22 protein-coding genes are annotated in these 23,295 nt (G+C 65.6%); 16 read left to right on the top strand and 6 right to left on the bottom strand.

Annotation, left to right across the window (positions count from 1 at the left end; all coding sequences use genetic code 11):
• Positions 1–51 precede the first annotated feature (51 nt).
• The 8 genes from IC762_RS08080 to IC762_RS08045 all read left to right on the top strand — a co-directional run bounded on the left by IC762_RS08080 (position 52) and on the right by IC762_RS08045 (position 9,229).
• Positions 52–825, top strand: a complete 774-nt coding sequence (locus IC762_RS08080) for a class II aldolase/adducin family protein (protein WP_195788289.1) — start codon at positions 52–54, stop codon at positions 823–825.
• A 56-nt stretch (positions 826–881) separates the two neighbouring features.
• A complete protein-coding gene (locus IC762_RS08075; protein WP_195788288.1) occupies positions 882–2,432 on the top strand; it encodes an ABC transporter substrate-binding protein in 1,551 nt (516 codons plus the stop codon).
• A 67-nt stretch (positions 2,433–2,499) separates the two neighbouring features.
• Positions 2,500–3,471: an ABC transporter permease gene (locus tag IC762_RS08070; protein WP_195788287.1), complete on the top strand. Its 972-nt coding sequence runs from the start codon at positions 2,500–2,502 to the stop codon at positions 3,469–3,471.
• Positions 3,468–4,307 (top strand): ABC transporter permease, encoded by an 840-nt coding sequence (locus tag IC762_RS08065; protein ID WP_195788286.1) that lies wholly within the window; start codon positions 3,468–3,470, stop codon positions 4,305–4,307. The genes IC762_RS08070 and IC762_RS08065 overlap by 4 nt, the downstream gene beginning before the upstream one ends.
• A 3-nt stretch (positions 4,308–4,310) precedes the next feature.
• The gene (locus IC762_RS08060) at positions 4,311–5,930 is read left to right on the top strand and encodes an ABC transporter ATP-binding protein (RefSeq protein WP_195788285.1); all 1,620 of its coding nucleotides are present in this window, start codon (positions 4,311–4,313) and stop codon (positions 5,928–5,930) included.
• Between the two features lie 2 nt (positions 5,931–5,932).
• A complete protein-coding gene (locus IC762_RS08055; protein WP_195788284.1) occupies positions 5,933–6,868 on the top strand; it encodes a 2-hydroxyacid dehydrogenase in 936 nt (311 codons plus the stop codon).
• A gap of 20 nt (positions 6,869–6,888) precedes the next feature.
• A complete protein-coding gene (locus IC762_RS08050; protein WP_195788283.1) occupies positions 6,889–7,953 on the top strand; it encodes a phosphotransferase in 1,065 nt (354 codons plus the stop codon).
• Between the two features lie 4 nt (positions 7,954–7,957).
• The gene (locus IC762_RS08045; RefSeq protein WP_195788282.1) at positions 7,958–9,229 is read left to right on the top strand and encodes an aspartate aminotransferase family protein; all 1,272 of its coding nucleotides are present in this window, start codon (positions 7,958–7,960) and stop codon (positions 9,227–9,229) included.
• 21 nt (positions 9,230–9,250) lie between these two features.
• Here the strand turns inward: IC762_RS08045 and IC762_RS08040 are convergent, their stop codons facing one another.
• From IC762_RS08040 to IC762_RS08030, 3 genes are all read right to left on the bottom strand, one after another.
• Positions 9,251–9,820 carry a DUF2147 domain-containing protein gene (locus IC762_RS08040; RefSeq protein WP_195788281.1) on the bottom strand — a complete coding sequence of 190 codons (570 nt, stop codon included), beginning with the start codon at positions 9,818–9,820 and terminating at the stop codon, positions 9,251–9,253.
• A gap of 78 nt (positions 9,821–9,898) precedes the next feature.
• Positions 9,899–10,561: a DUF3313 domain-containing protein gene (locus IC762_RS08035; protein ID WP_195788280.1), complete on the bottom strand. Its 663-nt coding sequence runs from the start codon at positions 10,559–10,561 to the stop codon at positions 9,899–9,901.
• Between the two features lie 197 nt (positions 10,562–10,758).
• On the bottom strand, positions 10,759–11,415 hold the full coding sequence (locus tag IC762_RS08030; RefSeq protein WP_195790041.1) for a TetR/AcrR family transcriptional regulator: 657 nt from the start codon (positions 11,413–11,415) through the stop codon (positions 10,759–10,761).
• A gap of 165 nt (positions 11,416–11,580) precedes the next feature.
• Here IC762_RS08030 and IC762_RS08025 point away from each other — a divergent pair, with 165 nt between their 5' ends.
• The gene (locus tag IC762_RS08025; protein WP_195788279.1) at positions 11,581–12,192 is read left to right on the top strand and encodes a TetR/AcrR family transcriptional regulator; all 612 of its coding nucleotides are present in this window, start codon (positions 11,581–11,583) and stop codon (positions 12,190–12,192) included.
• Here the strand turns inward: IC762_RS08025 and IC762_RS08020 are convergent, their stop codons facing one another.
• The gene (locus tag IC762_RS08020; protein WP_195788278.1) at positions 12,193–13,143 is read right to left on the bottom strand and encodes a fatty acid desaturase; all 951 of its coding nucleotides are present in this window, start codon (positions 13,141–13,143) and stop codon (positions 12,193–12,195) included.
• 11 nt (positions 13,144–13,154) lie between these two features.
• Complete coding sequence (locus tag IC762_RS08015; protein ID WP_195788277.1) at positions 13,155–14,186, bottom strand: alpha/beta fold hydrolase; 1,032 nt, start codon at positions 14,184–14,186, stop codon at positions 13,155–13,157.
• 373 nt (positions 14,187–14,559) lie between these two features.
• Between IC762_RS08015 and IC762_RS08010 the strand changes: the two genes are divergently transcribed.
• From IC762_RS08010 to garD, 6 genes are all read left to right on the top strand, one after another.
• Positions 14,560–15,897 (top strand): MFS transporter, encoded by a 1,338-nt coding sequence (locus tag IC762_RS08010; RefSeq protein WP_195788276.1) that lies wholly within the window; start codon positions 14,560–14,562, stop codon positions 15,895–15,897.
• Positions 15,898–16,025: 128 nt separating this feature from the next.
• Positions 16,026–16,931, top strand: coding sequence for a LysR substrate-binding domain-containing protein (locus IC762_RS08005; RefSeq protein WP_195788275.1), 906 nt, complete (start codon positions 16,026–16,028; stop codon positions 16,929–16,931).
• Between the two features lie 126 nt (positions 16,932–17,057).
• Positions 17,058–17,999, top strand: coding sequence for a 5-dehydro-4-deoxyglucarate dehydratase (gene kdgD / locus IC762_RS08000; protein WP_195788274.1), 942 nt, complete (start codon positions 17,058–17,060; stop codon positions 17,997–17,999).
• Positions 18,000–18,029: 30 nt separating this feature from the next.
• The gene (gene gudD / locus IC762_RS07995; protein ID WP_195788273.1) at positions 18,030–19,385 is read left to right on the top strand and encodes a glucarate dehydratase; all 1,356 of its coding nucleotides are present in this window, start codon (positions 18,030–18,032) and stop codon (positions 19,383–19,385) included.
• Between the two features lie 17 nt (positions 19,386–19,402).
• Complete coding sequence (locus IC762_RS07990) at positions 19,403–20,851, top strand: aldehyde dehydrogenase family protein (RefSeq protein ID WP_195788272.1); 1,449 nt, start codon at positions 19,403–19,405, stop codon at positions 20,849–20,851.
• Between the two features lie 118 nt (positions 20,852–20,969).
• Complete coding sequence (garD, locus tag IC762_RS07985; RefSeq protein WP_195788271.1) at positions 20,970–22,511, top strand: galactarate dehydratase; 1,542 nt, start codon at positions 20,970–20,972, stop codon at positions 22,509–22,511.
• A gap of 139 nt (positions 22,512–22,650) precedes the next feature.
• Here the strand turns inward: garD and IC762_RS07980 are convergent, their stop codons facing one another.
• Positions 22,651–22,905 (bottom strand): hypothetical protein, encoded by a 255-nt coding sequence (locus tag IC762_RS07980; RefSeq protein WP_195788270.1) that lies wholly within the window; start codon positions 22,903–22,905, stop codon positions 22,651–22,653.
• Positions 22,906–23,110: 205 nt separating this feature from the next.
• Between IC762_RS07980 and IC762_RS07975 the strand changes: the two genes are divergently transcribed.
• Positions 23,111–23,287, top strand: a complete 177-nt coding sequence (locus tag IC762_RS07975) for a hypothetical protein (protein ID WP_195788269.1) — start codon at positions 23,111–23,113, stop codon at positions 23,285–23,287.
• Positions 23,288–23,295: the final 8 nt, after the last annotated feature.

Below are 23,295 nucleotides of genomic sequence, written 5' to 3'. Positions count from 1 at the left end.
CGGGTATTGCAGCGCAACAAGAACGCCCGTGGACAGGGACGAGCAGCAACGATGACGACGCATGTACGGCCCGAGGCCGTGACGGACCAGAACCAGCAATTCCGCATCGACCTCGCCGCGGCCTATCGGCTGGTCCACCGGCTCGGTCTCGATGACAGCATCTACACCCATATCTCGGTGCGGCTGCCCGGCAGCCATGACCGCTTCCTGATCAATCCCTACGGCCTGCGTTTCGAGGAGGTGACGGCCTCGAACCTCGTCACCGTCGATCTCGACGGCAACGTGATCGACGATCCGCTCGGACTCGGCATCAATCCGGCCGGCTTCACCATCCATAGCGCAGTGCATGCCGCGCGCCACGACGTCGCCTGCGTGCTGCACACCCACACGGTGGCCGGCGTCGCGGTGTCCAGCCAGAAGCAGGGACTGCTGCCGCTCAATCAATGGTCGATGCAGTTCACCGGCTGCCTCGCCTATCACGACTATGAAGGCATCGCGCTCGATCTCGACGAGCGGCAGCGCCTGGTCGCCGATCTCGGCGACAAGTTCGTGATGGTGCTGCGCAATCACGGCATGCTGACCTGCGGCCGCTCGGTCGCCGAAGCGTTCAAGCTGATGCACAATCTGGAGCGCTCCTGCCGCGCGCAGCTAGCGATCCAGGCCGCTGGAGCCGCGGTCGTGCCGCTGTCGGATGCGGTCGCGCACAAGACCGCCGGCCAATACGCAACCTTCTACGACAGCATCGAGACCAAGGGCGTGCCCGACACCGAGTGGGCCGCCTTCAAGCGCATGCTGGCGCGCACCGATCCGGATTTCGTGAACTAGCCGTCAGCCATTTGCTCGGGGCCGCTGCCGGGCGAAGCGAACAAGAGAGATTGGATATGTTGAAACGAGTATTGCTTGGTCTTGTCATGGCGAGTGCGTTGAGCGCTGCCGCGTTTGCGCAGGAGCCGAAATCCGGTGGCATCGTCAACGCGGTGATCCAGCCGGAACCGCCGAGCCTGATGATCGGCCTGGTGCAGAACGGCCCGACCCAGATGGTCGCGGGCAACATCTATGAAGGCCTGCTGCGCTACTCACCGAAGCTCGAGCCGCTCCCCGGCCTCGCCGAAAGCTGGAGCGTCAGCGAGGACGGCAAGACCTATACGTTCAAGCTGCGCAAGGGCGTCACCTGGCACGACGGCAAGCCGTTCACATCGGCGGATGTCGCCTTCTCGATCGAATTCCTCAAGCAGACCCATGCGCGCGCCCGCGGCAATCTCGCCATGCTCGACAAGGTCGAGACGCCTGATGATTCCACTGTGGTGTTCACGCTGAAGCAGCCGTTCGGTCCGTTCCTCGGCATCTTCGAGGTCGGCTCGCTGCCGATGATCCCCAAGCACATCTACGAAGGCACCGACTTCAAGACCAATCCGGCCAACAACACACCTATCGGTACCGGCCCCTTCATGTTCAAGGAATGGCAGAAGGGTTCGTTCATCCGGCTGGTCAAGAACCCGAACTACTACATCAAGGGCCTGCCCCATCTCGACGAGATCTACTGGCACGTGATCCCCGACGCCGCGGCGCGCGCGGTGGCGTTCGAGACCGGCAAGGTCGATGTGCTGCCGGGCGGATCGGTCGAGAACTTCGACGTACCGCGTCTGACTAAATTGAAGAATGTCTGCGTCACCGGCGCCGGCTGGGAATTCTTCAGCCCGCACTCCTGGCTGTGGCTCAATAACCGCCAGGGCCCGACCGCGAACAAGAAATTCCGCCAGGCGCTGATGTATGCGATCGACCGCAACTTCGCCAAGGACGTGATCTGGAACGGCCTCGCCAAGGTCGCGACCGGCCCGTCGGCATCGACGATCAAGTACTACACCGACAAGGTCACGACCTATGACTACGATCCGGCCAAGGCCAAGGCATTGCTGAAGGAAGCCGGCTACAACGGCGAGAAGGTCCGCCTGCTGCCGCTACCCTATGGCGAGACCTGGCAGCGCTGGGCCGAAGCCGTGAAGCAGAATCTCGAGGACGTCGGCATCAATGTCGAAATGATCGCAACCGACGTGCCCGGCTGGAACCAGAAGGTCGCCGACTGGGATTACGACATCGCCTTCACCTATCTCTATCAGTATGGCGATCCCGCGCTCGGCGTCGGCCGCAACTACATCTCGAGCCAGATAGCCAAGGGTTCGCCGTTCAACAATGTCGAGGGCTATTCCAATCCCGAAATCGACAAACTGTTCGCCGACGGCGCGACCGCCTTCCCGGACTCGAAGCGCGAGGAGATCTATCTCAAGGCGCAGAAGATCCTGACCGACGACGTGCCGGTGGCCTGGCAGCTCGAGCTCCAGTTCCCGACCATCACCCGCTGCAACGTCAAGAACCTCGTCACGACCGCGATCGGCGTCAACGACGGCTTCCGCGACGCCTGGCTCGACAAGTAACGACGCTTCCCACTGCGGCGCTGTCCAGGCACCGCAGTCGTTTCCTCGAACGCAACCGACCTCACCGATGCTCGCATTCATTGCCCAGAGACTTGCCAAGGCCGTCGTCGTGCTGCTCGCGATCGTGGTCTTCAACTTCATGCTGATCCGCATGGCGCCGGGCGACCCGGCGATGGTGATGGCGGGCGAGGCCGGCGCCAGCGACAAGATCTTCGTCGCGCAACTGCGCGAGAAGTTCGGGCTCGACCAGCCGTTGCCGGTGCAGCTCTATCGCTACGTCAAGGGCATCGCGACGCTCGATCTCGGCTTCTCGTTCCGCCAGCAGATGCCGGTCGCCAGACTGATCGCCGAGCGACTGCCGGCGACGCTGCTCCTGACCGGGACTGCGTTCCTCATCTCGCTACTGTTCGGCGTGCTGTTCGGCGCGCTCGCGGCGCGCTTCGCCGGCACCTGGGCCGATACCGCGATCACGATATTGGCGCTGATCTTCTATGCCACGCCGCTGTTCTGGGTGGCCTTGATGGCGATCCTGCTGTTCTCGGTCACGATGGATTGGCTGCCGAGCTTCGGCTACGAGACCGTCGGCGCCAACTATACCGGCCTCGCCCATATGCTCGACGTCGGCGCGCACCTGATCCTGCCCGCGACGACGATCGGCCTGTTCTTCATGGCGACCTATGCCCGCATGACCCGCGCCTCGATGCTGGAGGTGAAGCGGCATGACTTCGTCAAGACGGCGCGCGCCAAGGGCCTGCGCGATGGCGTGATCCAGCGCCGCCACGTGCTGCGCAACGCGCTGCTGCCGGTCGTGACCCTGGCCGGCCTGCAGGCCGGCACGCTGGTCGGCGGCGCCGTGCTGACCGAGACCGTGTTCGCGTGGCCCGGCATCGGCCGGCTGATGTACGAGGCGTTGCTGCAACGCGACTACAATCTCCTGCTCGGCGTCTTCGTGGTCTGCTCGGCGATGGTATTGGCCTTCAACCTGATCACCGATTTGATCTACCGCTCGGTCGATCCGCGTATCGAGTTCGCCTCATGAGCAAGTTCTGGCGCACGATGCTGCGCAACCCGGGCGGCGCCATCGGCCTCGTGATCCTGCTGCTGGCGATCGCGATCGCGGTGTTCGGCCCGCTGCTGTTCCCGACCTCGCCCTGGCGTATGGTGCAGCGGCCGTTCCTGCCGCCGTTCACCCTCTCACGCGTGCCGCTCGGCACCGACGCGCTCGGGCGCGACGTGCTCGCCGGCATCATCTACGGCGCCCGTGTCTCGCTGCTGGTCGGCCTGGTGTCGACCATGGCCGCGCTCGCGATCGGGATTCCGGTCGGCGCGCTGGCCGGCTACTACGGCGGCAAGATCGGTGACGCCTTGATGCGCTTCACCGAGTTCTTCCAGACCGTGCCGAGCTTTGCGCTCGCCATCGTGCTGGTCGCGATCCTGCAGCCCTCGATCGTCTCGATCGTGCTGGCGATCGCGATCGTGAGCTGGCCGCCGGTGGCGCGGCTGGTGCGCGGCGAGGTGCTGTCGCTGCGCACCCGCGAATATGTCCAGGCCGCGATCGTGACCGGACAAAGCCACAGCTGGATCATCTGGCGCGAGATCCTGCCGAATGCGCTGTCGCCCGTCATCGTGCTGGCCTCGCTGATGGTCGCAACCGCGATCCTGCTGGAATCCTCGCTCTCCTTCCTCGGCCTCGGCGATCCGAACCTGATGTCCTGGGGCTACATGGTCGGCGCCGGCCGGACCGTGATCCGGCAGGCCTGGTGGATCACGGTGTTTCCCGGCATCGCGATCCTGCTCGCGGTGCTGGCGCTCAACCTGATCGGCGAAGGCCTCAACGACGCGCTCAACCCGCGCCTCAACAAGGAGGGGCGCTGACGCATGTCCGCCGCATCTGTCGTTTCGATCAAGAACCTCAAGCTCGCGCTGCCGCCAGGCTCCGACCGACCCTACGCCGTCGACGACGTCTCCTTCGATCTCACGCCGGGAAAAATCCTGTGCGTGGTCGGCGAATCCGGCTCCGGCAAGTCGATGTGCGCGCATGCACTGCTGGGGCTGTTGCCGGACACCATCATCCGCGAGGCCGGCACGATCGCCTATGAGGGCAAGAACCTGCTGACCCTCGACGACACAGGCTGGCTCGCGCTGCGCGGCCGGCACATCGCGATGGTGTTCCAGGAGCCGATGACCGCGCTCAATCCCTTGATGCGGATCGGCGACCAGATCGCGGAGATGTTCGAGGCACACAATCTCTTGACGCCGAAGGCGCGGCAGCAGAAGGCGTTGCAGCTGTTGCGCGAGGTCGGCCTGCCCGACCCGGAACGATCGATGCGCGCTTATCCGCACCAATTGTCCGGCGGGCAGCGCCAGCGCGCCATGATCGCGATGGCGCTGGCGCTGGAGCCGGCCGTGCTGGTCGCCGACGAGCCGACCACCGCGCTCGACGTCACCACGCAAGCGCAGATCCTCGAGCTGATCCGCGACCTGCAGCGGCGGCGCAACATGGCAGTCATGTTCATCACTCACGATTTCGGCGTCGTCTCCGACATCGCGGACCGCGTCGTCGTGCTCCAGCACGGCAAGGTGGTCGAGCAGGGCGCGGCCGACGATGTGCTGCGGCGTCCACAACACCAATACACACGCGCGCTGCTCGCGGCCGTTCCCTCGATGCAGCCGCCGCCCCGCGCGCCGCTCACGGATCGCGCCAGGGCGGTCGAGGTCGTCGGCCTCGACAAGACCTATGTCAGTGGCGGCGGCTGGCTCCAGCCGGAGCGCCGCGTGCGCGCCGCAAACCAGGTCAATTTCGACATCCTCAAGGGTGAGACCGTCGGCCTGGTCGGCGAATCCGGCTCCGGCAAGTCGTCGGTGGCCCGGCTCGTGATGCGGCTGATCGAGCCGGATCAAGGCACGGTGCGCCTCGGCGACACCGACTTCACCCGCATTGCCGGCCGCGCGTTGCGCAAGGAGCGCAGCCGCATCCAGATGATCTTCCAGGATCCGTTCGCCTCGCTCAATCCACGCCGCAAGGTCGGCCACATCATTGCCGACGGCCCGATCGCCCACGGCACCACTCCTGCGGCCGCACACAAGCGCGCCACCGAGCTGCTCGGCATGGTCGGCCTCAACGCCGGCGCGATGGAACGCTATCCGCACGAATTCTCCGGCGGCCAGCGCCAACGCATCGGCATCGCCCGCGCACTCGCACTCGAACCGGAGATCATCGTCGCCGACGAGGCCGTCTCGGCGCTCGACGTTTCCGTGCAGGCGCAGGTGCTGAACCTGCTGGAGGACCTCAAGGCGCGCCTTGGCCTGTCGATGCTGTTCATCACCCACGACTTGCGGGTGGCGGCGCAGATCTGCGACCGCATCGCGGTGATGCAGCGCGGCGCCATCGTCGAGCTGAAGCAGACGGCGGCGTTGTTCTCGGCGCCGGAGCATGCCTACACGCGCGAACTGCTCGCGGCGGTGCCCGGCCAGATCGCGTCATCACGGGCGGCCTGATCATGCGTTGCGTCCTTGTGAGCAAGAGCCTCGATCTCCGCGGCTATTTCGGCGCGGAACTCGCGCGCACGGCACCCCGCATCGAGGTGGTGGACCACGCAGCCGGCAGTCCAGTCGAGGAAGTCCGTCTCGCGTTGGCCTGGCATCCGCCGGACGATGCGTTCGAACGCTATCCCAATCTGCAGGCGGTGTGCTCGATCGCCGCCGGCGTCGACAACATCGTGGCCTGCCCGAGCCTGCCGTCCGGTGTCGACGTAGTGCGCGTCGTCGATCGCGGACAGGCGCAGATGATGTCGGGCTTCATCGCCTGGCATGTGATCGGCCACCAGCGCGGCTTTGCCGCCTTCCGCACGCAGCAGCGAGACCGCATCTGGCGGCGCGGCGACCAGCGGCGCGCGCAAGACGTCGCGGTCGGCATCCTCGGCAATGGCGAGATCGGGCAGCGGGTCGCCGCCGATCTCGCCCGTCTCGGCTTTCCCGTGATGTCGTGGAGCCGGACCGCCAAGGCGGTCACCTCGGCGAGCCGCTCATATCACGGGCCTGATGGCCTGACTGCCATGCTCGGCGAGACCGAGGTGCTGGTGAACCTGCTGCCGCTCACGTCCGAGACGCGCGGCATCCTCAATGGCGACCTCTTCAACCGGATGCGCCGCGGCGGCTTTCTGATCCAGGTCGGCCGCGGCGAACATCTGGTCGAGGCCGACCTCGTGGCCGCGCTCGATTGCGGCCAATTGTCCGGCGCCGCGCTCGACGTCTTCGCCACCGAGCCGCTGCCACAGGCGCATCCGTTCTGGTACCATCCGCAGATCGTCATCACGCCGCATGACGCCAGCGACGTCAGCATCAACGCCGTCGCGACGACGCTTGCCGTGACCGCCGACGCACTCCGCGCCGGACAGCGTCCGCCGCATGCGATCGACCGCGGCCGCGGCTATTGAAAGACGCAAGGACGCCTCGCGTGCAGGACCGTTCAACCGCCATCGCAGCCGCGGATCCGATCGACGGACTGCGCGCGGCCTCCCCCATCCCCGAAGCCCGCGCCACGGCGCTGGTCGCCGAGCATTTCGGCGTCAAGGCCGCGGTGCGCCGGCTCGACAGCGAGCGCGATCAGAATTTCCGGCTGCGCGCGGCCGACGGCAGCGAATACGTCCTGAAGATCGCCAATCCCGCGGAGGACCGCGCCGTCACCAATCTGCAGACCGAGGTGTTGCGCCACGTCGCCGCGCGCGATCCGCTTCTGCCGATCCCGCGCATCGTTCCGGCACTGAATGGCGCGGTCGAGCTCGACCTCGCCTTCGACGACGGCTCGCAGCGGATCGTGCGGCTGCTGTCCTTCCTGGCGGGAACGCCGATGCATCAGGCACCACCGTCGGCAGCCTTGCGCCGCGATGTCGGCCGATGCGCGGCCCGGCTCGCACTGGCGATGCGCGATTTCGTCCATCCCGGCGCCAACCACAAGCTATTGTGGGATATCCAGCACGCCGCCGAGCTGCGGCCGTTGATCGGCACGGTGCCATCCACCCAGCGCGATCTGGTCGCGCGTTTCCTCGATGACTTTGAAACCCATGCCGTGCCGGTGCTGGCGCGGCTCCCGAAGCAGCCGCTGCACAACGACCTCAACCCGCACAACGTCGTGGTCGATCCCGCCGACGCGACGCGCATTGTCGGAATCATCGATTTCGGCGATCTGACCGCGACGGCCCGGATCAACGACCTCGCGATCGCTGCCGCCTACCAAGTGACCGACAGCGACGATCCGCTGGCGCCGGCGCTCGAGCTGATCGCGGCCTATCATGCGGTGGCGCCGCTCGAGGCACATGAGTGCGGCATCCTGTTCGACCTGATCGCGACCCGCATGGTGATGACGATCGTGATCAGCAACATCAGGGCCGCTCGCTATCCCGAGAACAGCGCGTATATTCTGCGCAACAACAAGCAGGCCTCGGCGCGGCTCGCCCGGATCGCGACCTTGTCGCGCGCGCAAGCCGCGCAGCAGATCGAACGCGCCTGCCAAGCGGAGTGACACGATGTCGGTGGAAAATTCGACACAAGACCTGATCGCGCGGCGCAATCGCCTGCTCGGCCCGGCCTATCGGCTGTTCTACGAGCAACCGGTGCAGGTGGTCCGCGGCGACGGCGTCTGGCTCTACGACCAGGCCGGCAACCGCTATCTCGACGCTTACAACAACGTCGCCTGCGTCGGCCACTGCCATCCCCGCGTGGTCGAGGCGATCGCGCGGCAGGCCGCGATCGTCAACACCCACACCCGCTATCTGCACGAGACCGTTCTCGACTATGCCGAGCGCCTGCTCGCGACCTTTCCGCCCGAGATCGGCAATGTGATGTTCACCTGCACCGGCAGCGAGTCCAACGATCTGGCGCTCCGCGTCGCCCGCACCTGCACCGGCGGCACCGGTGTCGTCGTCACCAAAACGGCCTATCACGGCGTTACGGGCTTGCTTGCCGAATTGTCGCCGTCGCTCGGCCTGCCCGAGCCGACCGCGCCCCATGTCCGTCTGGTGCCGGCACCGCAACCCGCAGGCGACGCAACCGGGGACATCTTCGCAGGCCACATCCGCGCGGCATTCGACGACATGAAGCGCAGCGGTATCCGCCCGGCCGCGCTCCTTGTCGACACGATCTTCTCCAGCGACGGCGTGTTCGCCGATCCGCCCGGCTTCCTGCGTCCCGCCGTCGATGCCGCACGCGCCGCCGGTGCATTGTTCATCGCCGACGAGGTGCAGCCCGGCTTCGGCCGCTGCGGCGACGGCCTGTGGGGCTTCGCCCGCCACGGGCTCATCCCGGACGTAGTCACGATGGGCAAGCCGATGGGCAACGGCCATCCGGTGGCCGCGATGGCCGCACGGCCCGAGCTCTTGAAGGAATTCGGCGCGCGCTCGCGCTACTTCAACACGTTTGGCGGCAATCCGGTCTCCGCTGCCGCGGCGACCGCCGTTCTCGATGTGATCGAGCAGGAGGGCCTGGTCGAGAACGCGAAGCGCACCGGCGCGTACTTGCGCGAGCGGATCGTCGCGCTGCGCGACAGGCACGATCTGATCCATGACGTCCGCGGCGCCGGCCTCTTCATCGGCGTCGAGCTGCGCCGCGGCGATGCGCCCGCGGCCAAGGAGACGGCGCAGCTCGTCAATGGCCTGCGCGCGCGGCACGTGCTGATCAGCGCGGCCGGCCCGAACGCCAATGTGCTGAAGGTCCGGCCGCCGCTGGTGTTCGGCAGGGAGCATGCCGATCTCCTGATCGAGACGCTCGACCAGGCGCTGCGCGATATCCCGCGGGGCTGACCGACAACGGCGGCCTTGCGTCTATTTCGCTCCGACCGCCACGGTCTTCGACGGCGGCAGTGCGGCCCATTCCTTGTCGGCCTTGGGACCGCCGGGATCGCCGGTCAGCCCGACCAATTGGCCCGGCAGCACGTCATTGGTCTGCTTCCAGGTCTGGGTCTGGCACAGCAGCTTCAGCATGCATCCCCGGAGCTTGAGCCGATCCGGGGCGTCGCGCCACAGCATCACGGAATAGGACCGGCCGTCCTCGGCATTGTAGATGTCGCCGTCGAACCAGCCTTCCGGTGTCGGCTTCAGGCCCATGATCAGTTGGTGGCCAAGGACGTAGCGCGCCCGCTTCGAGGGATCCGGATTGTAGCTGTCGCGGATCGGCTGCCCCCGTTCGTCGAGCGGCGCGTTCATCCACACGATGTAGCCGCAGATCCGCGACTGCGTCATGCCGCAGCGTTCGAGCCGGATGCGGGCGCGTCCGTCTTCGGTCACCCATGTCCCGCTGGGATCGACCGGGCTCACGGCTTCGGCGCGGCCGATCGTACTCATCAGGACCGCGGCAATGACGCCGCGCACGATCAATCGAAACAAGAAATTCATCCGTGGCACTCCTCGTTGGTCTCACACATGCCTGCGCTCGGCCTTGCGCCAAACGGCGCGCAGCTATCCGCGCAAAAATCATCTGAACTGCGCCACCAGGCTTTCGGCGCCCTTGTCGATGCCGGCGAACGACGCCGAGAGCGAGCCGATGCTCGCCTTGATGTCGTAGGCGTCGGGGAATTGCTTGCTGACATAGGCGCTGAGCAGGCGCGATGACGGCGCGTCGAAGATCTCGACGGCATAGATCACCGAGCCGGTCATCATGCCCTCGCCGCCGCGCGCCGCCTGCACGCCGTTGTACACGGCGCCCGCCATGTCGAAGCGCGACAGCGTGCCGAGTACCGGCGTGGTGGCGACCGCACCGGTCAGGGTCAACCGCACCCGAAGCGTGTTGGGGCCGCGGCTGTTGACCATCGTGAAGCGGGTCGCGAGCCTGGTCATGAAGCTCGACTGCATGTGCGCGGCGAGCTCGGCCTTGTCGCCGTCGGACATGTCGCCGAACTGCTGGTCGCGGCCGCGATAGACCACGACCGGATCGAGGATCGCCTTGTTGTAGCTGCGCCAGTCGACCTGGGCGTCGTAGCGATAGGGCACGCGGCCCGTCGTGTCGGAGGGGTCAGGCGCCATGTAGGACGAGGAAGCCACGTCCGCATAAGGCACCGGCGCAACGCTGGCGCACCCCACTGCGATCGAGCAAAGCGCCAGCACTCCCAGACCGCGTGTCGCGATCGAGCTATCCATTCCAGTCTCCTTTGGCGGCCTTGCGGGCAAGCCCCCGTCTGCAGGCAGGTGACGCGGGCAAAGGCCCGACGCCGCCGGCAGCGTCGACATCCGACGCATGCCCAGCCCGAATTGATGCAATCACCATAAAACCGACCAGTCGGTTTGTAAAGTGCGAAAATGAACAGAAACGTTCGACCGCAGGATCGCCGCTGGGATCAGGTGGATGGGTGGCGCTTGCGGGACGGCCGTGCGGGCGAAGCGGATTTGGCAGCGGGCGCAGGCTTGGCAGGCTTGGCGTCAGGCTTGGGCCGCTCGAGCGCAGCCCACTGCTGGTCGTCGAGCAGGCGCTCGAACAGCCGGTCGCGCTCGGCCTCGGTGAGCGGTGAAAGTCCGAACAGTGAGCTCAGCAGCAGCCCCCTCGCCGCCGCCCAGCGCAGCATCGCCAATTCGGGATCGCTGGCTTCGGCCTTGATCGCCTTGATCTGCTCGATGTCGATGTCGCGAGGCGCGTTCATCAGGCTCGGATCCTCGACCATCGCCGCGAGCAGGGCCAGCGCCGCCGAATTCGGCTTGGTCGTCGCCTCCCGAACGGTCGCTAGTTGCGTCGCCAGCTCAGGCTGCGCCGACATTGCGCGCGCCTTTTCCTTGTAGCGGGCGGCGAACTCGTCGAAATGGGCCATCTGCTGCTGGAGCAGCGCCTTCAGCACCGCCTCCTTGGTGCGGAACTGGTGCATCAGTCCGCCCTTGCTCAGCCCGCTCTCGCGCGCGATCGCGTCCAGCGTCAGCCGGCCCGGCCCATCGCGCGAGATGATCGTGATCGCGGCCTGCAGCGCCGCGTTGCGGGATCGTTCTGACCGGGAAGGGTTGTCCATTGTCGATTCGAAAACTCCGGGAGCGGACAGACCTGCTCGTTGAAGCGAGCGCGAGCGACTGTCAAGCGGCATGATGGCGCGCATGCGCACCACGCCGTTCGCCGATTTGTGCTAAGTCGGTCGCGATGGCGCGTGATTCAGATGCGCCCATGGAAGACCGGACCGATGGTGGACAGCAGGGTGGAAACCGCCGACGACGCGACGCCGCGCCGCGGCCGGCCGCGTTCCGCTGCGACCACCGCCGCCATCCTGCAAGCCGCCTACACGCTGATGGCCACGACCGGGCTTGCCGCCACCACGATCGACGCCATTGCAAGGCATTCCGGCGTCTCGAAGATGACGGTCTACAAATGGTGGCCGTCGCGCGAGGCGCTGCTGATCGACGCCTTCCTCGACCAGGCCTCGCGCGCAGTGCCGATCGCCGGCACCGGCACGCCCATCGCACGCATCCGCCGCCACGTGGCGAGCTATGTCGGCGCCCTGCAAGGCGAGGTCGGGCGGGTGCAGCTCGCGGTGATCTCGGAATGCATCTCGAAGACCGGATCGGCGGAGATGTTCTACGACCGCTACCTCAGCCATCGCCGCAGCAAGCTGCTGGAGATCATCGTTGCCGGCCAGAGTGACGGCAGCATCGGCGCATCGGGCGCGCCCGGCGATCTCTACGACGCGATCTATGGCAGCCTGTTCTATCGCTCCATCTTCGGCATCGCGCCGCTGACGCCGGCCTATGCGCGCAATCTGGTCAATCTGGTGCTGCGACCAAATCCCGATCTGTGATCAGGCAGCACTCCGGCGCTGCCTGCGGAACCAGGCCCAGGTCTCGCGCGTCACGGCGCGATAGTTTCTGCCGCGAAACACGATATGGCCGTCGACCATCGCGTTCAGCTTCGGCAGCGCGTGGAACGGCACCGTCGGGTAGGCATGGTGCTCGACATGATAGGGCATGTTCCAGGCGAACCACTTCATGATGCGGCCCGTCATCGTCGTTCGCGTGTTCTCGAACGCGCTGCGCGTCCGCTCGCACCCGGTGTGCTCGGCGTAAAGATAGGGCCGCAGGATGAGCTGGCCGGCGAGCAGCGGCACGATCCAGACCCAGAGCAGGAGCGCGCCGTGCAGCGCCAGCGATGCGGCGAGCAGGATCAGGTAAGCGGCGAGATAGAACCGCGCCTCCCTCACGACCATCGCCCGTTTGTGCGCAGGAATCCACGGCACGGTGACCTTGCCGGTCAACGCATGGCGAACCATCAGGCGCACGCGGGTCAGCACTTGCAGCAAGCCGGTATAGGCAATCGCGAGCTGGGCGTCGGACATTGGCTTCTGTCCCAGGATCAGCTCCGGGTCCTTGTCGGGGTCCTGCGTGTAGCGGTGATGATTCCAGTGGAACAGGCAGTAATATTCGTACGGCAGCCCGATCACGAATGCGGAGAGGTTGCCAACCGCGAGGTTGAGTGCGCGGCTGCGGAATGCCGTCTTGTGCGCAGTCTCATGCACCACCATGAACAGGAACGCGACGAAATAGCCTTGCAGCGCGATCAACGGCAATGCCCATGGCAGGCCATCGCGCGACGAGACCAGCCAGATCAGCGTTCCAACCACGATGATCATTCCGTAGTGGCTTGCCGCCCGCACCACGCCTTGACGATTCGACTTGGCCGACAATTCACGCAAGTGCGCGGGGTTGAGCGGCTTCAACCGGGGACCGGCGTCATGGATATCTGCGGTGCTCATCGTCTCATCCGTCAACGTTGCAGAAGCGCCAATATCTCGGCGTTGATGAAGGCGCGATCGGCGGCATTTTTGACCGGATTGCCGGCGCGGTGGCCGTGGATAGAGGGAATCGCATGCAGCACGGCCGAGCGCGCATTGACCAGGCGACGAAGCTCGTCCGCATTGTCGCGCATATCGAAATAGCGATCGGTGCTTCCTGGCATCAGCAGCATGTGCGCCTTGATCGCTGCCAGTGCGCGGTCGAAATCGCCGCCGAATTCGTCGCAGCGGCCGATGTCGCCGTTCTGCCAGGTCGCGATCTGCGCCAGCAGGTCGTCGGCCGCGCGCCGCGCGAAGGCGGCGTCCCATACCCCCGCCAGATAGTCTTCCAGCGATTTGAAGCCGGCCTCCCGCCAGGCTTCCTCGCGATAGAACTCATGCGACATCGCCCAGCCGGCATAGACGCGCCCCATCGCGCGAAAACCAGCCACAGGCTTGGCGACGAAGCGGCCGTCCCGGTAGGCGGGATCGGCCGTCAGCGCGCCCTTCACGCCCTCGAGGAAGACATGATTGTACGGCGAGCACCGCGCGCTGCCGCAGACCACGGCCGCGCGCTCCACCATATCGGGATAACGCGCAGCCCAGTGATAGGCCTGCATACCGCCCATCGACCAGCCATAGACCAGCGCCAGCCTGGAGATGCCAAACCGCTCCACCAGCAGCCGTCGCTGGATCGCAACGGCATCGTGAAAGCTGAACGCCGGAAACGGCGCGTTGCCGAGCACGTCAGCGGAGTTCGACGGCGAGGAAGAGAGGCCGTTGCCGAACAGATTCGGGATGATGATGAAATAACGTTCGGGATCGAGCGCGCCGCCCGGCTGCACCAGCCATTCGGTGTCGTAGTGCTGCGCGCTGAACGACGTCGGATAGAGGATGACGTTGTCGCGGGCCGCATTGAGCGTGCCGTAGGTCTTGTAGGCGAGCATCGCCTGCGGAAACACCGCCCCGCCCTGCAGCGTCACGTCGCCGGCTTCGAACACTTCATGGTCGCGAGGCGTGGTCATGGGCAATCGACCTCGATGAAGCAGCGCATCGTTGCGCCTTTAATAACTGTACTATAAGTACACTAATCTTCAGACCATCGCAAGGCCGTCATTCTGTGATGCAGCTTTCCATCGCAGTCGTCCTGGCGAAAGCCAGGACCCATTACCACCGCATTTGATTGGGAGCAGGATCGCGGCCCCAACGTCGCGCAACAATAAGCGACTGGGTAATGGGTCCTGGCTTTCGCCAGGACGGCCCCAGATGCTTGCCACCGGTGGCATGGCACCGGGTCGATCCATTCAAAACGGGTATCGATCGATACCCGTTTCGGCTTGGACCCATTGCCACCACCTCTCTAGGACAGTTCGCGAGGAAATTTTCGAGGAGGCGCTAATGAGCGCAATTGTGTCCGCCGCCGAGGCGCGGCGATCCCGCGTCCGATTGTTGATCGTGACGATGCTGTTTCTCGTCACCACCGTGAACTACGCCGACCGCGCCACGCTCTCGATCGCCGGCACCGCGCTTTCCAAGGAACTGCATCTCGATCCCATCGCAATGGGCTATGTCTTTTCGGCGTTCGGCTGGTCGTACGTGATCGCCCAGGTGCCGGGCGGCTGGCTGCTCGATCGCTTCGGTTCCAAATGGGTCTATGCGGTCAGCATCATCATCTGGTCGATCTTCACCGCGATGCAGGGCCTGGTCGGCTTCCTCGCCGCGGGAACTGCCGTCATCGTCCTGTTCGGGCTGCGTTTCCTGGTTGGATTCGCGGAAGCGCCGTCATTCCCGGCCAATGCGCGCATCGTGGCGGCCTGGTTCCCCGGCAACGAACGCGGCACCGCCTCGGCCTTCTTCAATTCCGGGCAGTATTTCGCCACCGTGATCTTCGCGCCGCTGATGGGCTGGATCGCGCATGAATATGGCTGGCGCCACGTGTTCTACGTGATGGGCGGCCTCGGCATCCTGATGGGGATCGCCTGGATCAAGACGATCCACGAGCCGAAGCAGCACCCTGGTATCAACGAGGCCGAGTTCAACTACATCAAGGACGGCGGCGCGCTTGTTGACATGGACACCGCGAAAGGTGCCAAGACGCAAGACAGCGGCCCGAGCTGGAATCACATCCGCCAACTGCTCGGCAACCGCATGATGCTCGGCGTCTATATCGGCCAGTACTGCATCAACACCTTGACTTATTTCTTCCTGACCTGGTTCCCGGTCTATCTCGTCAAGGAGCGCGGGCTCTCGATCCTGCAGGCCGGCTTCGTCGCGACCCTGCCGGCGCTGTGCGGCTTCATCGGCGGCGTGCTCGGCGGCGTGATTTCGGACTATCTGCTGCGCCGCACCGGCTCCCTGACCATGGCACGCAAGATCCCGATCGTCGGCGGCATGCTGCTGTCGATGGTGATCATCGGCTGCAACTATGTCGACAGCCAGGCGCTGGTGATCGGCTTCATGGCGCTCGCTTTCTTCGGCAAGGGCATCGGCGCGCTCGGCTGGGCTGTGGTTTCGGACACCTCGCCGAAGGAGGCCGGCGGCGTCTCCGGCGGTCTGTTCAACACCTTCGGCAATTTGTCCTCGATCACGACGCCGATCATCATCGGCTACATCCTGGCCGCCACCGGCTCGTTCAACGGCGCGCTGGTGTTCGTCGGCGCCAATGCGCTGGTCGCGGCGATCGCCTACCTCTTCATCGTCGGCGAGATCAAGCGGGTGCAGCTGAAGGCGGCGTGAGAAAGCCGCCGCGGCAAATGGCAACATGTCGACGGCGGCTGCGGCCGCCGTTTTGTTGGGTTGGTCTTGGGGAGGCATCGATGCTAGAACGCACAAAACCTCGCTTGATCCATTCCAGGCTAGCATCGATGTTCGACCTGAACCAGCTCCGTTGCTTCGTCACGGTGGCCGAGGAGCTGCACTTCGGTCGCGCCGCGGCGCGGCTCAACATGACGCAGCCGCCGCTCAGCCGGCAGATCCAGGTGCTGGAACACATTATCGACGCGCCGCTGCTGGAACGCACCAGCCGCTCGGTGCGGCTGACGCCGGCCGGGCGCAGCTTCCTGCCCGAGGCGCGGCGCATCCTGAAGCTCGCGGAATCCGCCGCGCAGGTGGCGCGGCGCATCGCGCTCGGCAAGACCGGCTCGCTGAAGATCGGCTTCACCGCCGCGGCCGCTTACGGCTTCCTGCCCGATCTGATCGCGGCCTGCCGCGCGCGGCTGCCCGAGGTCGATTTCTCGCTCAAGGAAATGGTCTCCGGCGACCAGTTCGAGGCGCTCGCCACCGGCCAGATCGACGCCGGCCTGCTGCGGCCGCCGGTCGCGCGGCCGGAGCTCGCGAGCCGCCGCGTCGTCGCCGAACCGCTGCTGGCCGCGATCCCCAAGAAGCATCCGCTGGCCTCGGCGGAGACCGTCGCGATCAAGGATTTCGACGACCAGCCCTTCGTGATGTATTCGCCCTATGAGAGCCGCTACTTCCACGATCTGCTGGTATCGATGTTCACCCGCGCCGACGTGCTGCCGCGCTATGTCCAGCATCTCAGCCAGATCCATTCCATCCTCGCGATGGTCCGCGCCGGCCTTGGGATTGCGATCGTGCCGGAGGCCGCCGCGAGCCTGAAGATATCGGAGGTCCGGCTGAAACCCTTGAAGCTGCGCACGCCGGTGCCGGTCGAGCTGTTCATGGTGTGGCGGCGCGAGCACGAGAACCAGTTGCTGCCGTCGCTGATCGAGATCGCGACCGACGTCGCCGAACCGCATCTGCGCGGCGATTGATGCGGATTCTGCATCGCTCGATACCCGCTTTGGCTTGGACCCGAATCGAACCGTTTTCTAGACATACCGCCATGGACGCGCTGCTCGTCAGCGCATCCCGTTCCCAGACATTCAAGGAGTGGCGCCATGAGCAAGATGTCCCCTCAGGAGATGGCCCGGCAGATCGGCGGCGGCCTCCTGTCGTTTCCGGTGACCCCGTTCAATCCCGACTATTCGTTCGACGAGGCGACCTATCGCAGCAACATGGACTGGCTGTGCGGCTACGACGTCGCGGGCCTGTTCGCCGCCGGTGGCACCGGCGAGTTCTTCTCGCTGACGCCGTCTGAAGTTCCGCAAGTGGTCAAGGTCGCGGTCGAGGAGACCAAGGGCCGCGTGCCCGTGCTGGCTGGCACCGGCTACGGCACGGCAATCGCGCGCGAGATCGCGATCGGCGCGGAAAAGGCCGGCGCCGACGGCCTGCTGCTGCTGCCGCCCTACCTCACGCATTCCGAGCAGGACGGCCTCGCGACCCATGTCGAGGCGGTCTGCGCCTCGGTGAAGATCGGCGTCATCGTCTACAGTCGCGACAATGCGATCCTGCAGCCCGACACGCTGGCGCGGCTTTGTGAACGCTGCCCGAACCTGGTCGGCTACAAGGACGGCATCGGCGACATCGAGCTGATGACCCGGGTCTACACCAAGCTCGGCGACCGCCTGACCTATGTCGGCGGGCTGCCGACGGCGGAAACCTTCGCCCTGCCCTATCTCGACATGGGCGTCACGACCTATTCATCGGCGGTGTTCAACTTCGTGCCGGAATTCGCCACCAGCTTCTACGCCGCGGTGCGCCGGCGCGATCATCAGGCCATCCATGCAGGGTTGAAGGATTTCATCCTGCCGCTGATCGCGATACGCAACCGCAAGAAGGGCTATGCGGTCTCGATCATCAAGGCCGGCATGAAGGTGATCGGCCGCGATTCCGGCCCGGTGCGGCCACCGCTCACCGATCTCGCCGAGCAGGAGGTCGCCGAGCTTGCGGCACTGGTGGCGAAGCTGCCGCGGGCCGCGAAGCAGCAGGCGGCGGAATAAGCCGAACGGCAAAAGACAAGGGAGGAGCAGATGATCCAGGATACGGTCCACACCGGTTTTGCCGGCGCCCCCGTTGTCACGGCGATGGAGGTGATCCCGGTCGCCGGACGCGACGGCATGCTCCTCAATCTGAGCGGCGCGCATGCGCCGTTCTTCACCCGCAACCTCGTCATCCTCACCGACAACTCCGGCCACACCGGTGTCGGCGAGGTGCCCGGCGGCGAGAAAATCAGGAAGACGCTCGAGGACGCAAGCGACCTCGTCGTCGGCCAGAGCATCGGCGCCCTCAACAATATTCTGGCCTCGATGCGCAAGACATTCGCCGACCGCGACGCCGGCGGCCGCGGCAAGCAGACGTTTGACCTGCGCGTCACGATCCACGCCGTGACGGCGGTCGAGTCCGCCCTGCTCGATCTGCTTGGCCAGCATCTCAATTTGCCGGTCGCTGCGCTGCTCGGCGAGGGCCAGCAGCGTGCCAGCGTCGAGACGCTCGGCTATCTCTTCTTCGTCGGCGACCGCCGCAAGACCAGTCTACCTTACGTCGAAGGCGAGACCGGCAAGTCCGACTGGTTCGACCTGCGCCATCAGGAGGCGATGACGCCGGACGCGATCGTCCGCCTCGCTGAAGCCACCCAGGCGCATTACGGCTTTGCCGATTTCAAGCTGAAGGGCGGCGTGCTGCGCGGCGAGGAAGAAATCGAAGCGGTCACGGCAATTGCAAAACGTTTTCCCAAAGCGCGTGTCACGCTCGATCCGAATGGTGCCTGGTCCCTCGACGAGGCGATCCGTCTGTGCAGCAACATGCACGATGTCCTCGCCTATGCCGAGGATCCCTGCGGCGCCGAGGCCGGCTTCTCCGGCCGCGAGATCATGGCCGAGTTCCGCCGCGCCACCGGGCTGCCCACCGCAACCAACATGATCGCGACCGACTGGCGCCAGCTCTCCCACGCGCTGCGGCTCGGTGCCGTCGACATCCCGCTCGCCGATCCGCATTTCTGGACCATGCAGGGCTCCGTGCGGGTGGCGCAGACCTGCCGCGACAACGGCCTGACCTGGGGCTCGCACTCCAACAACCATTTCGATATTTCGCTGGCGATGTTCACCCATGTCGGCGCCGCCGCGCCCGGCAAGGTGACCGCGATCGACACCCACTGGATCTGGCAGGACGGCCAGGCGTTGACGAAGGAGCCGCTGCAGATCAAGGGCGGCAAGATCGCGATCCCGGATCGCCCCGGCCTCGGCATCGAGATCGATCGCGCTGCCATTGAGGCCGCGAACGCGCTATACAAGCAGCATGGCCTCGGCGCCCGCGACGACGCGCTCGCCATGCAGTTCCTGATTCCGGGCTGGACCTTCGACGACAAGCGTCCCTGCCTCGTGCGTTAGAAAGAAAGGTTGGACACATGACCGCTCACCAGAAGAACTTCATCGCCGGCGAATGGGTCGACGGCACAGCCATCACGCGGGACATCAACCCGTCCAACACCAACGACGTCGTCGGTGAATATGCCAAGGCCGACAAGGCGCAGACCGAGAAAGCGATCGCCGCCGCCAAGGCCGCCTTCCCGGCCTGGTCGCGTTCGACGCCGCAGGAGCGCTTCGACGCGCTGAACAAGGTTTCCCTCGAAATCCTCGCCCGCAAGGAAGAGCTCGGCCGCCTGCTTGCGCGCGAGGAAGGCAAGACGCTGCCGGAAGGCATCGGCGAGGTCGCCCGCGCCGGGCAGATCTTTGCGTTCTTCGCCGGCGAAGCGCTGCGGCTGACGGGCGAGAAAGGCGCGTCCGTGCGCCCCGGCCTCGACGTCGAGATCACCCGCGAGCCGGTCGGTGTCGTCGGCATGATCACGCCGTGGAATTTTCCGATCGCGATTCCCGCCTGGAAGATCGCGCCCGCGCTCTGCTACGGCAATTCAGTGGTGTTCAAGCCGGCCGAGCTGGTGCCGGGCTCGGCACACGCGCTGTCGGAAATCATCGCGCGCTCCGGCATCCCGGCCGGCGTGTTCAATCTGGTCGTGGGCTCGGGCTCGGTGGTCGGCCAGACCCTGCTCGAACACCCCGATGTTGCCGCGATCTCCTTCACCGGCTCGGTGCAGACCGGCCGCAAGATCGCGCAGGCCTGCGTGCTGTCGAACCCGATGAAGAAGTTCCAGCTCGAGATGGGCGGCAAGAATCCGCTGGTCGTGCTCGACGATGCCGACGTCAAGGTCGCGGTCGAGGTCGCCGTCAACGGCGCCTATTTCTCGACCGGCCAGCGCTGCACCGCGTCCTCGCGGCTGATCGTCACATCAGGCATCCATGACCGCTTCGTCGCCGCGATGACCGAGCGGATGAAGGGCCTTTCGGTCGACGACGCGCTGAAGAGCGGCGTGCATGTCGGCCCCGTCGTCGACCAGAGCCAGCTCGACCAGGACCTCCGCTACATCAAGATCGGCCAGGACGAAGGCGCCCGCCTGCACTGGGGCGGCGAGTTGCTCAACCGCGAGACACCCGGCTTCTATCTGCAGCCGGCGCTGTTCACCGAGGCCAGCAACTCGATGCGCATCGCCCGCGAGGAAATCTTCGGCCCGGTCGCCTGCGTGATCCGCGCCAAGGACTACGACGAGGCGCTCGCGATCTCCAACGATACCGAGTTCGGGCTAGCGTCCGGCATTTGCACCACCAGCCTGAAATACGCCTCGCATTACAAGCGCAACAGCGAAGCCGGCATGGTGATGGTCAATCTGCCGACCGCCGGCGTCGACTATCACGTGCCGTTCGGCGGCCGCAAAGGCTCGAGCTACGGCGCCCGCGAACAGGGCGCCTACGCCCGCGAGTTCTACACGACGGTGAAGACGGCCTATACGTTCCCAGGTTGATGATGGGATCGCAGGATGGGTAGAGCGCAGCGAAACCCATCGACTTTCGGCAAGGCGCGATGATGGGTTTCGCTACGCTCTACCCATCCTACGAAGTTTGCAAACAGCGGAAGACGTCATGGACCAGTCGATCGGCGCCAAGGAGCAGCCCCGTTACATCAAGCTCAACGCGCGCGACAATGTCGCGATCGTCGTGAATGATTTCGGCCTGCCCGCCGGTTCGCGCTTCGCCTGCGGCCTGACGTTGCGCGCCTTCGTGCCGCAGGGCCACAAGACCGCGCTCGCGGACATCGCCGAGGGCGCGCCGATCATCCGCTACGGCGAGGTGATCGGCTATGCCCTTTCGCCGATCCTGGCCGGCGAATGGGTCGACGAGGCGCGCATCCGCATGCCGGAGGCACCGCCACTCGACCAGCTCGAGATCTCGACGGCGGTGCCCTCGCCGCTGCCGCCGCTGGAAGGTTTCACCTTCGAAGGTTTTCGCAATCCCGACGGCTCCGTCGGCACAAAGAACATCCTCGGCATCTCCTCCTCCGTGCAATGCGTCAAGGGCACGATGGAGTATGCCGTGAAGCGTATCCGCGCCGAGCTGCTGCCGAAATATCCCAATGTCGACGACGTCGTGCCGCTGACCCATGCCTATGGCTGCGGTGTCGCGATCACGGCGCCCGACGCGGTGGTGCCGATCCGCACCTTGCAAAACCTCGCGCTCAACCCGAATTTCGGCGGCGAGATCCTGGTCATCGGTCTCGGCTGCGAAAAGCTCGCGCCTGAGCGGCTGGTGCCGGAGGGCATCAACGACGCCATCGTCCGGATGCAGGACGAGGCTTTCGACGGCTTCGGCGCCATCGTCGATGCGATCATGACGCAGGCCGAGGCGCGCCTGAAGGTGCTCAACGCCCGCACCCGCGAGACCTGCCCGGCCGCCGATCTCGTGATCGGCCTGCAATGCGGCGGCAGCGACGCGTTTTCGGGCGTCACGGCGAACCCTGCCGTCGGCTTCGCCGCCGACCTTTTGGTGCGTGCCGGGGCGACCGTGATGTTCTCGGAAGTGACCGAGGTGCGCGACGCGATCCAGCTTCTGACCCGCCGCGCGATCAACGAGGATGTCGGCCGCGCGCTGATCCGCGAGATGGCGTGGTACGACGCCTATCTCGCCCGCGGCGGCGCCGATCGCAGCGCCAATACCACGCCGGGCAACAAGAAGGGCGGCCTCGCCAACATCGTTGAGAAATCACTGGGCTCGATCGTCAAGTCCGGCTCGGGACCGATCGCCGGCGTGCTGTCGCCCGGCGAGAAAGCGCGCCAGAAGGGCATGCTGTTCGCGGCGACGCCGGCCAGCGATTTCATCTGCGGCACGCTGCAACTGGCCTCCGGCATGACCTTGCAGGTATTCACCACCGGCCGCGGCACGCCCTATGGCCTGGCTGCCGCGCCCGTCATCAAGGTCGCGACCCGCAGCGAGCTGGCGCGGCGCTGGAAGGATTTGATCGATTTCGATGCCGGCTGCATCGCGACCGGCGACAAGACGATCGAGGAGACCGGCTGGGACCTGTTCCGCCTGATCCTCGACGTCGCGAGCGGCCGCACCAAGCCGTGGTCGGATCGCTGGGGCATCCACAACGACCTCACGCTGTTCAACCCGGCGCCGGTGACCTAGCTCTGACCTCGTCATTCCGGGCGCGCCCCTTGGCGCGAAGCCCGGAATGACGAGGTGAGTTGAGGGGGCACCAAGAGCGGAATCCGCCGCGGACAGCGTCCGCGACGGATTCCTGCTTTACCGGATGCGCTCCGAGGCATCACTCGTCGTCGTGATGAATCACGGTCTTGCTGCGGTTGCCCATGTCATCCTGCTTCTTGATGACGGTGGTGCGATCGCGCGGCTCGCGCTCCTTGATCACGGTGGTGCGGTCACGATCGCGGTCGCGATATTCATGCGATTCGCCAACCGTCACGCCTGCGCCGACGGGGCCGGCACGAACGCCGATCTCATCAGCAAAAGCAGGCGCCGCAATCACAGTCACCATGGCCGCAGCCAACAGATATTTCTTCATGGCTCGTCTCCTCCAGAGTTACGATGTGCAAGAGACGAACGTCGATTGCGACAAACCGTTCCTACCTCAGCGACGCACCGCACGCGGAACAATCCTCCTGGAACCAGCGTGAACGGGCATTCACCAGTGTGGCCAAATGATCATGTTCCACGCGTTGAATAGCCTCAAATGCCGTCCCACGTCCTCATCAACAGGAGGACATTCCATGAAACAGTCGCAGCACTTTCTCGACAATGCGGAGAATTGCGCCCAGCTTGCCGAGCGCGCCGACGATGAGCCCACCCACAATCGCTACAAGCGGATGGAAGCGGCCTGGCGCGCATTGGCAAAGGAGCAGGACTGGCTCGACGGCGAGACCTCGCCGGCGGAACACGCCGCCTAGCCCTGGCG

It is taken from the genome of Bradyrhizobium genosp. L (genome assembly GCF_015624485.1).
Taxonomy (GTDB): Bacteria; Pseudomonadota; Alphaproteobacteria; order Rhizobiales; family Xanthobacteraceae; genus Bradyrhizobium.
Note: the sequence above shows the minus strand (reverse complement) of the source record. Positions and strands in the feature narration are given on the sequence as shown.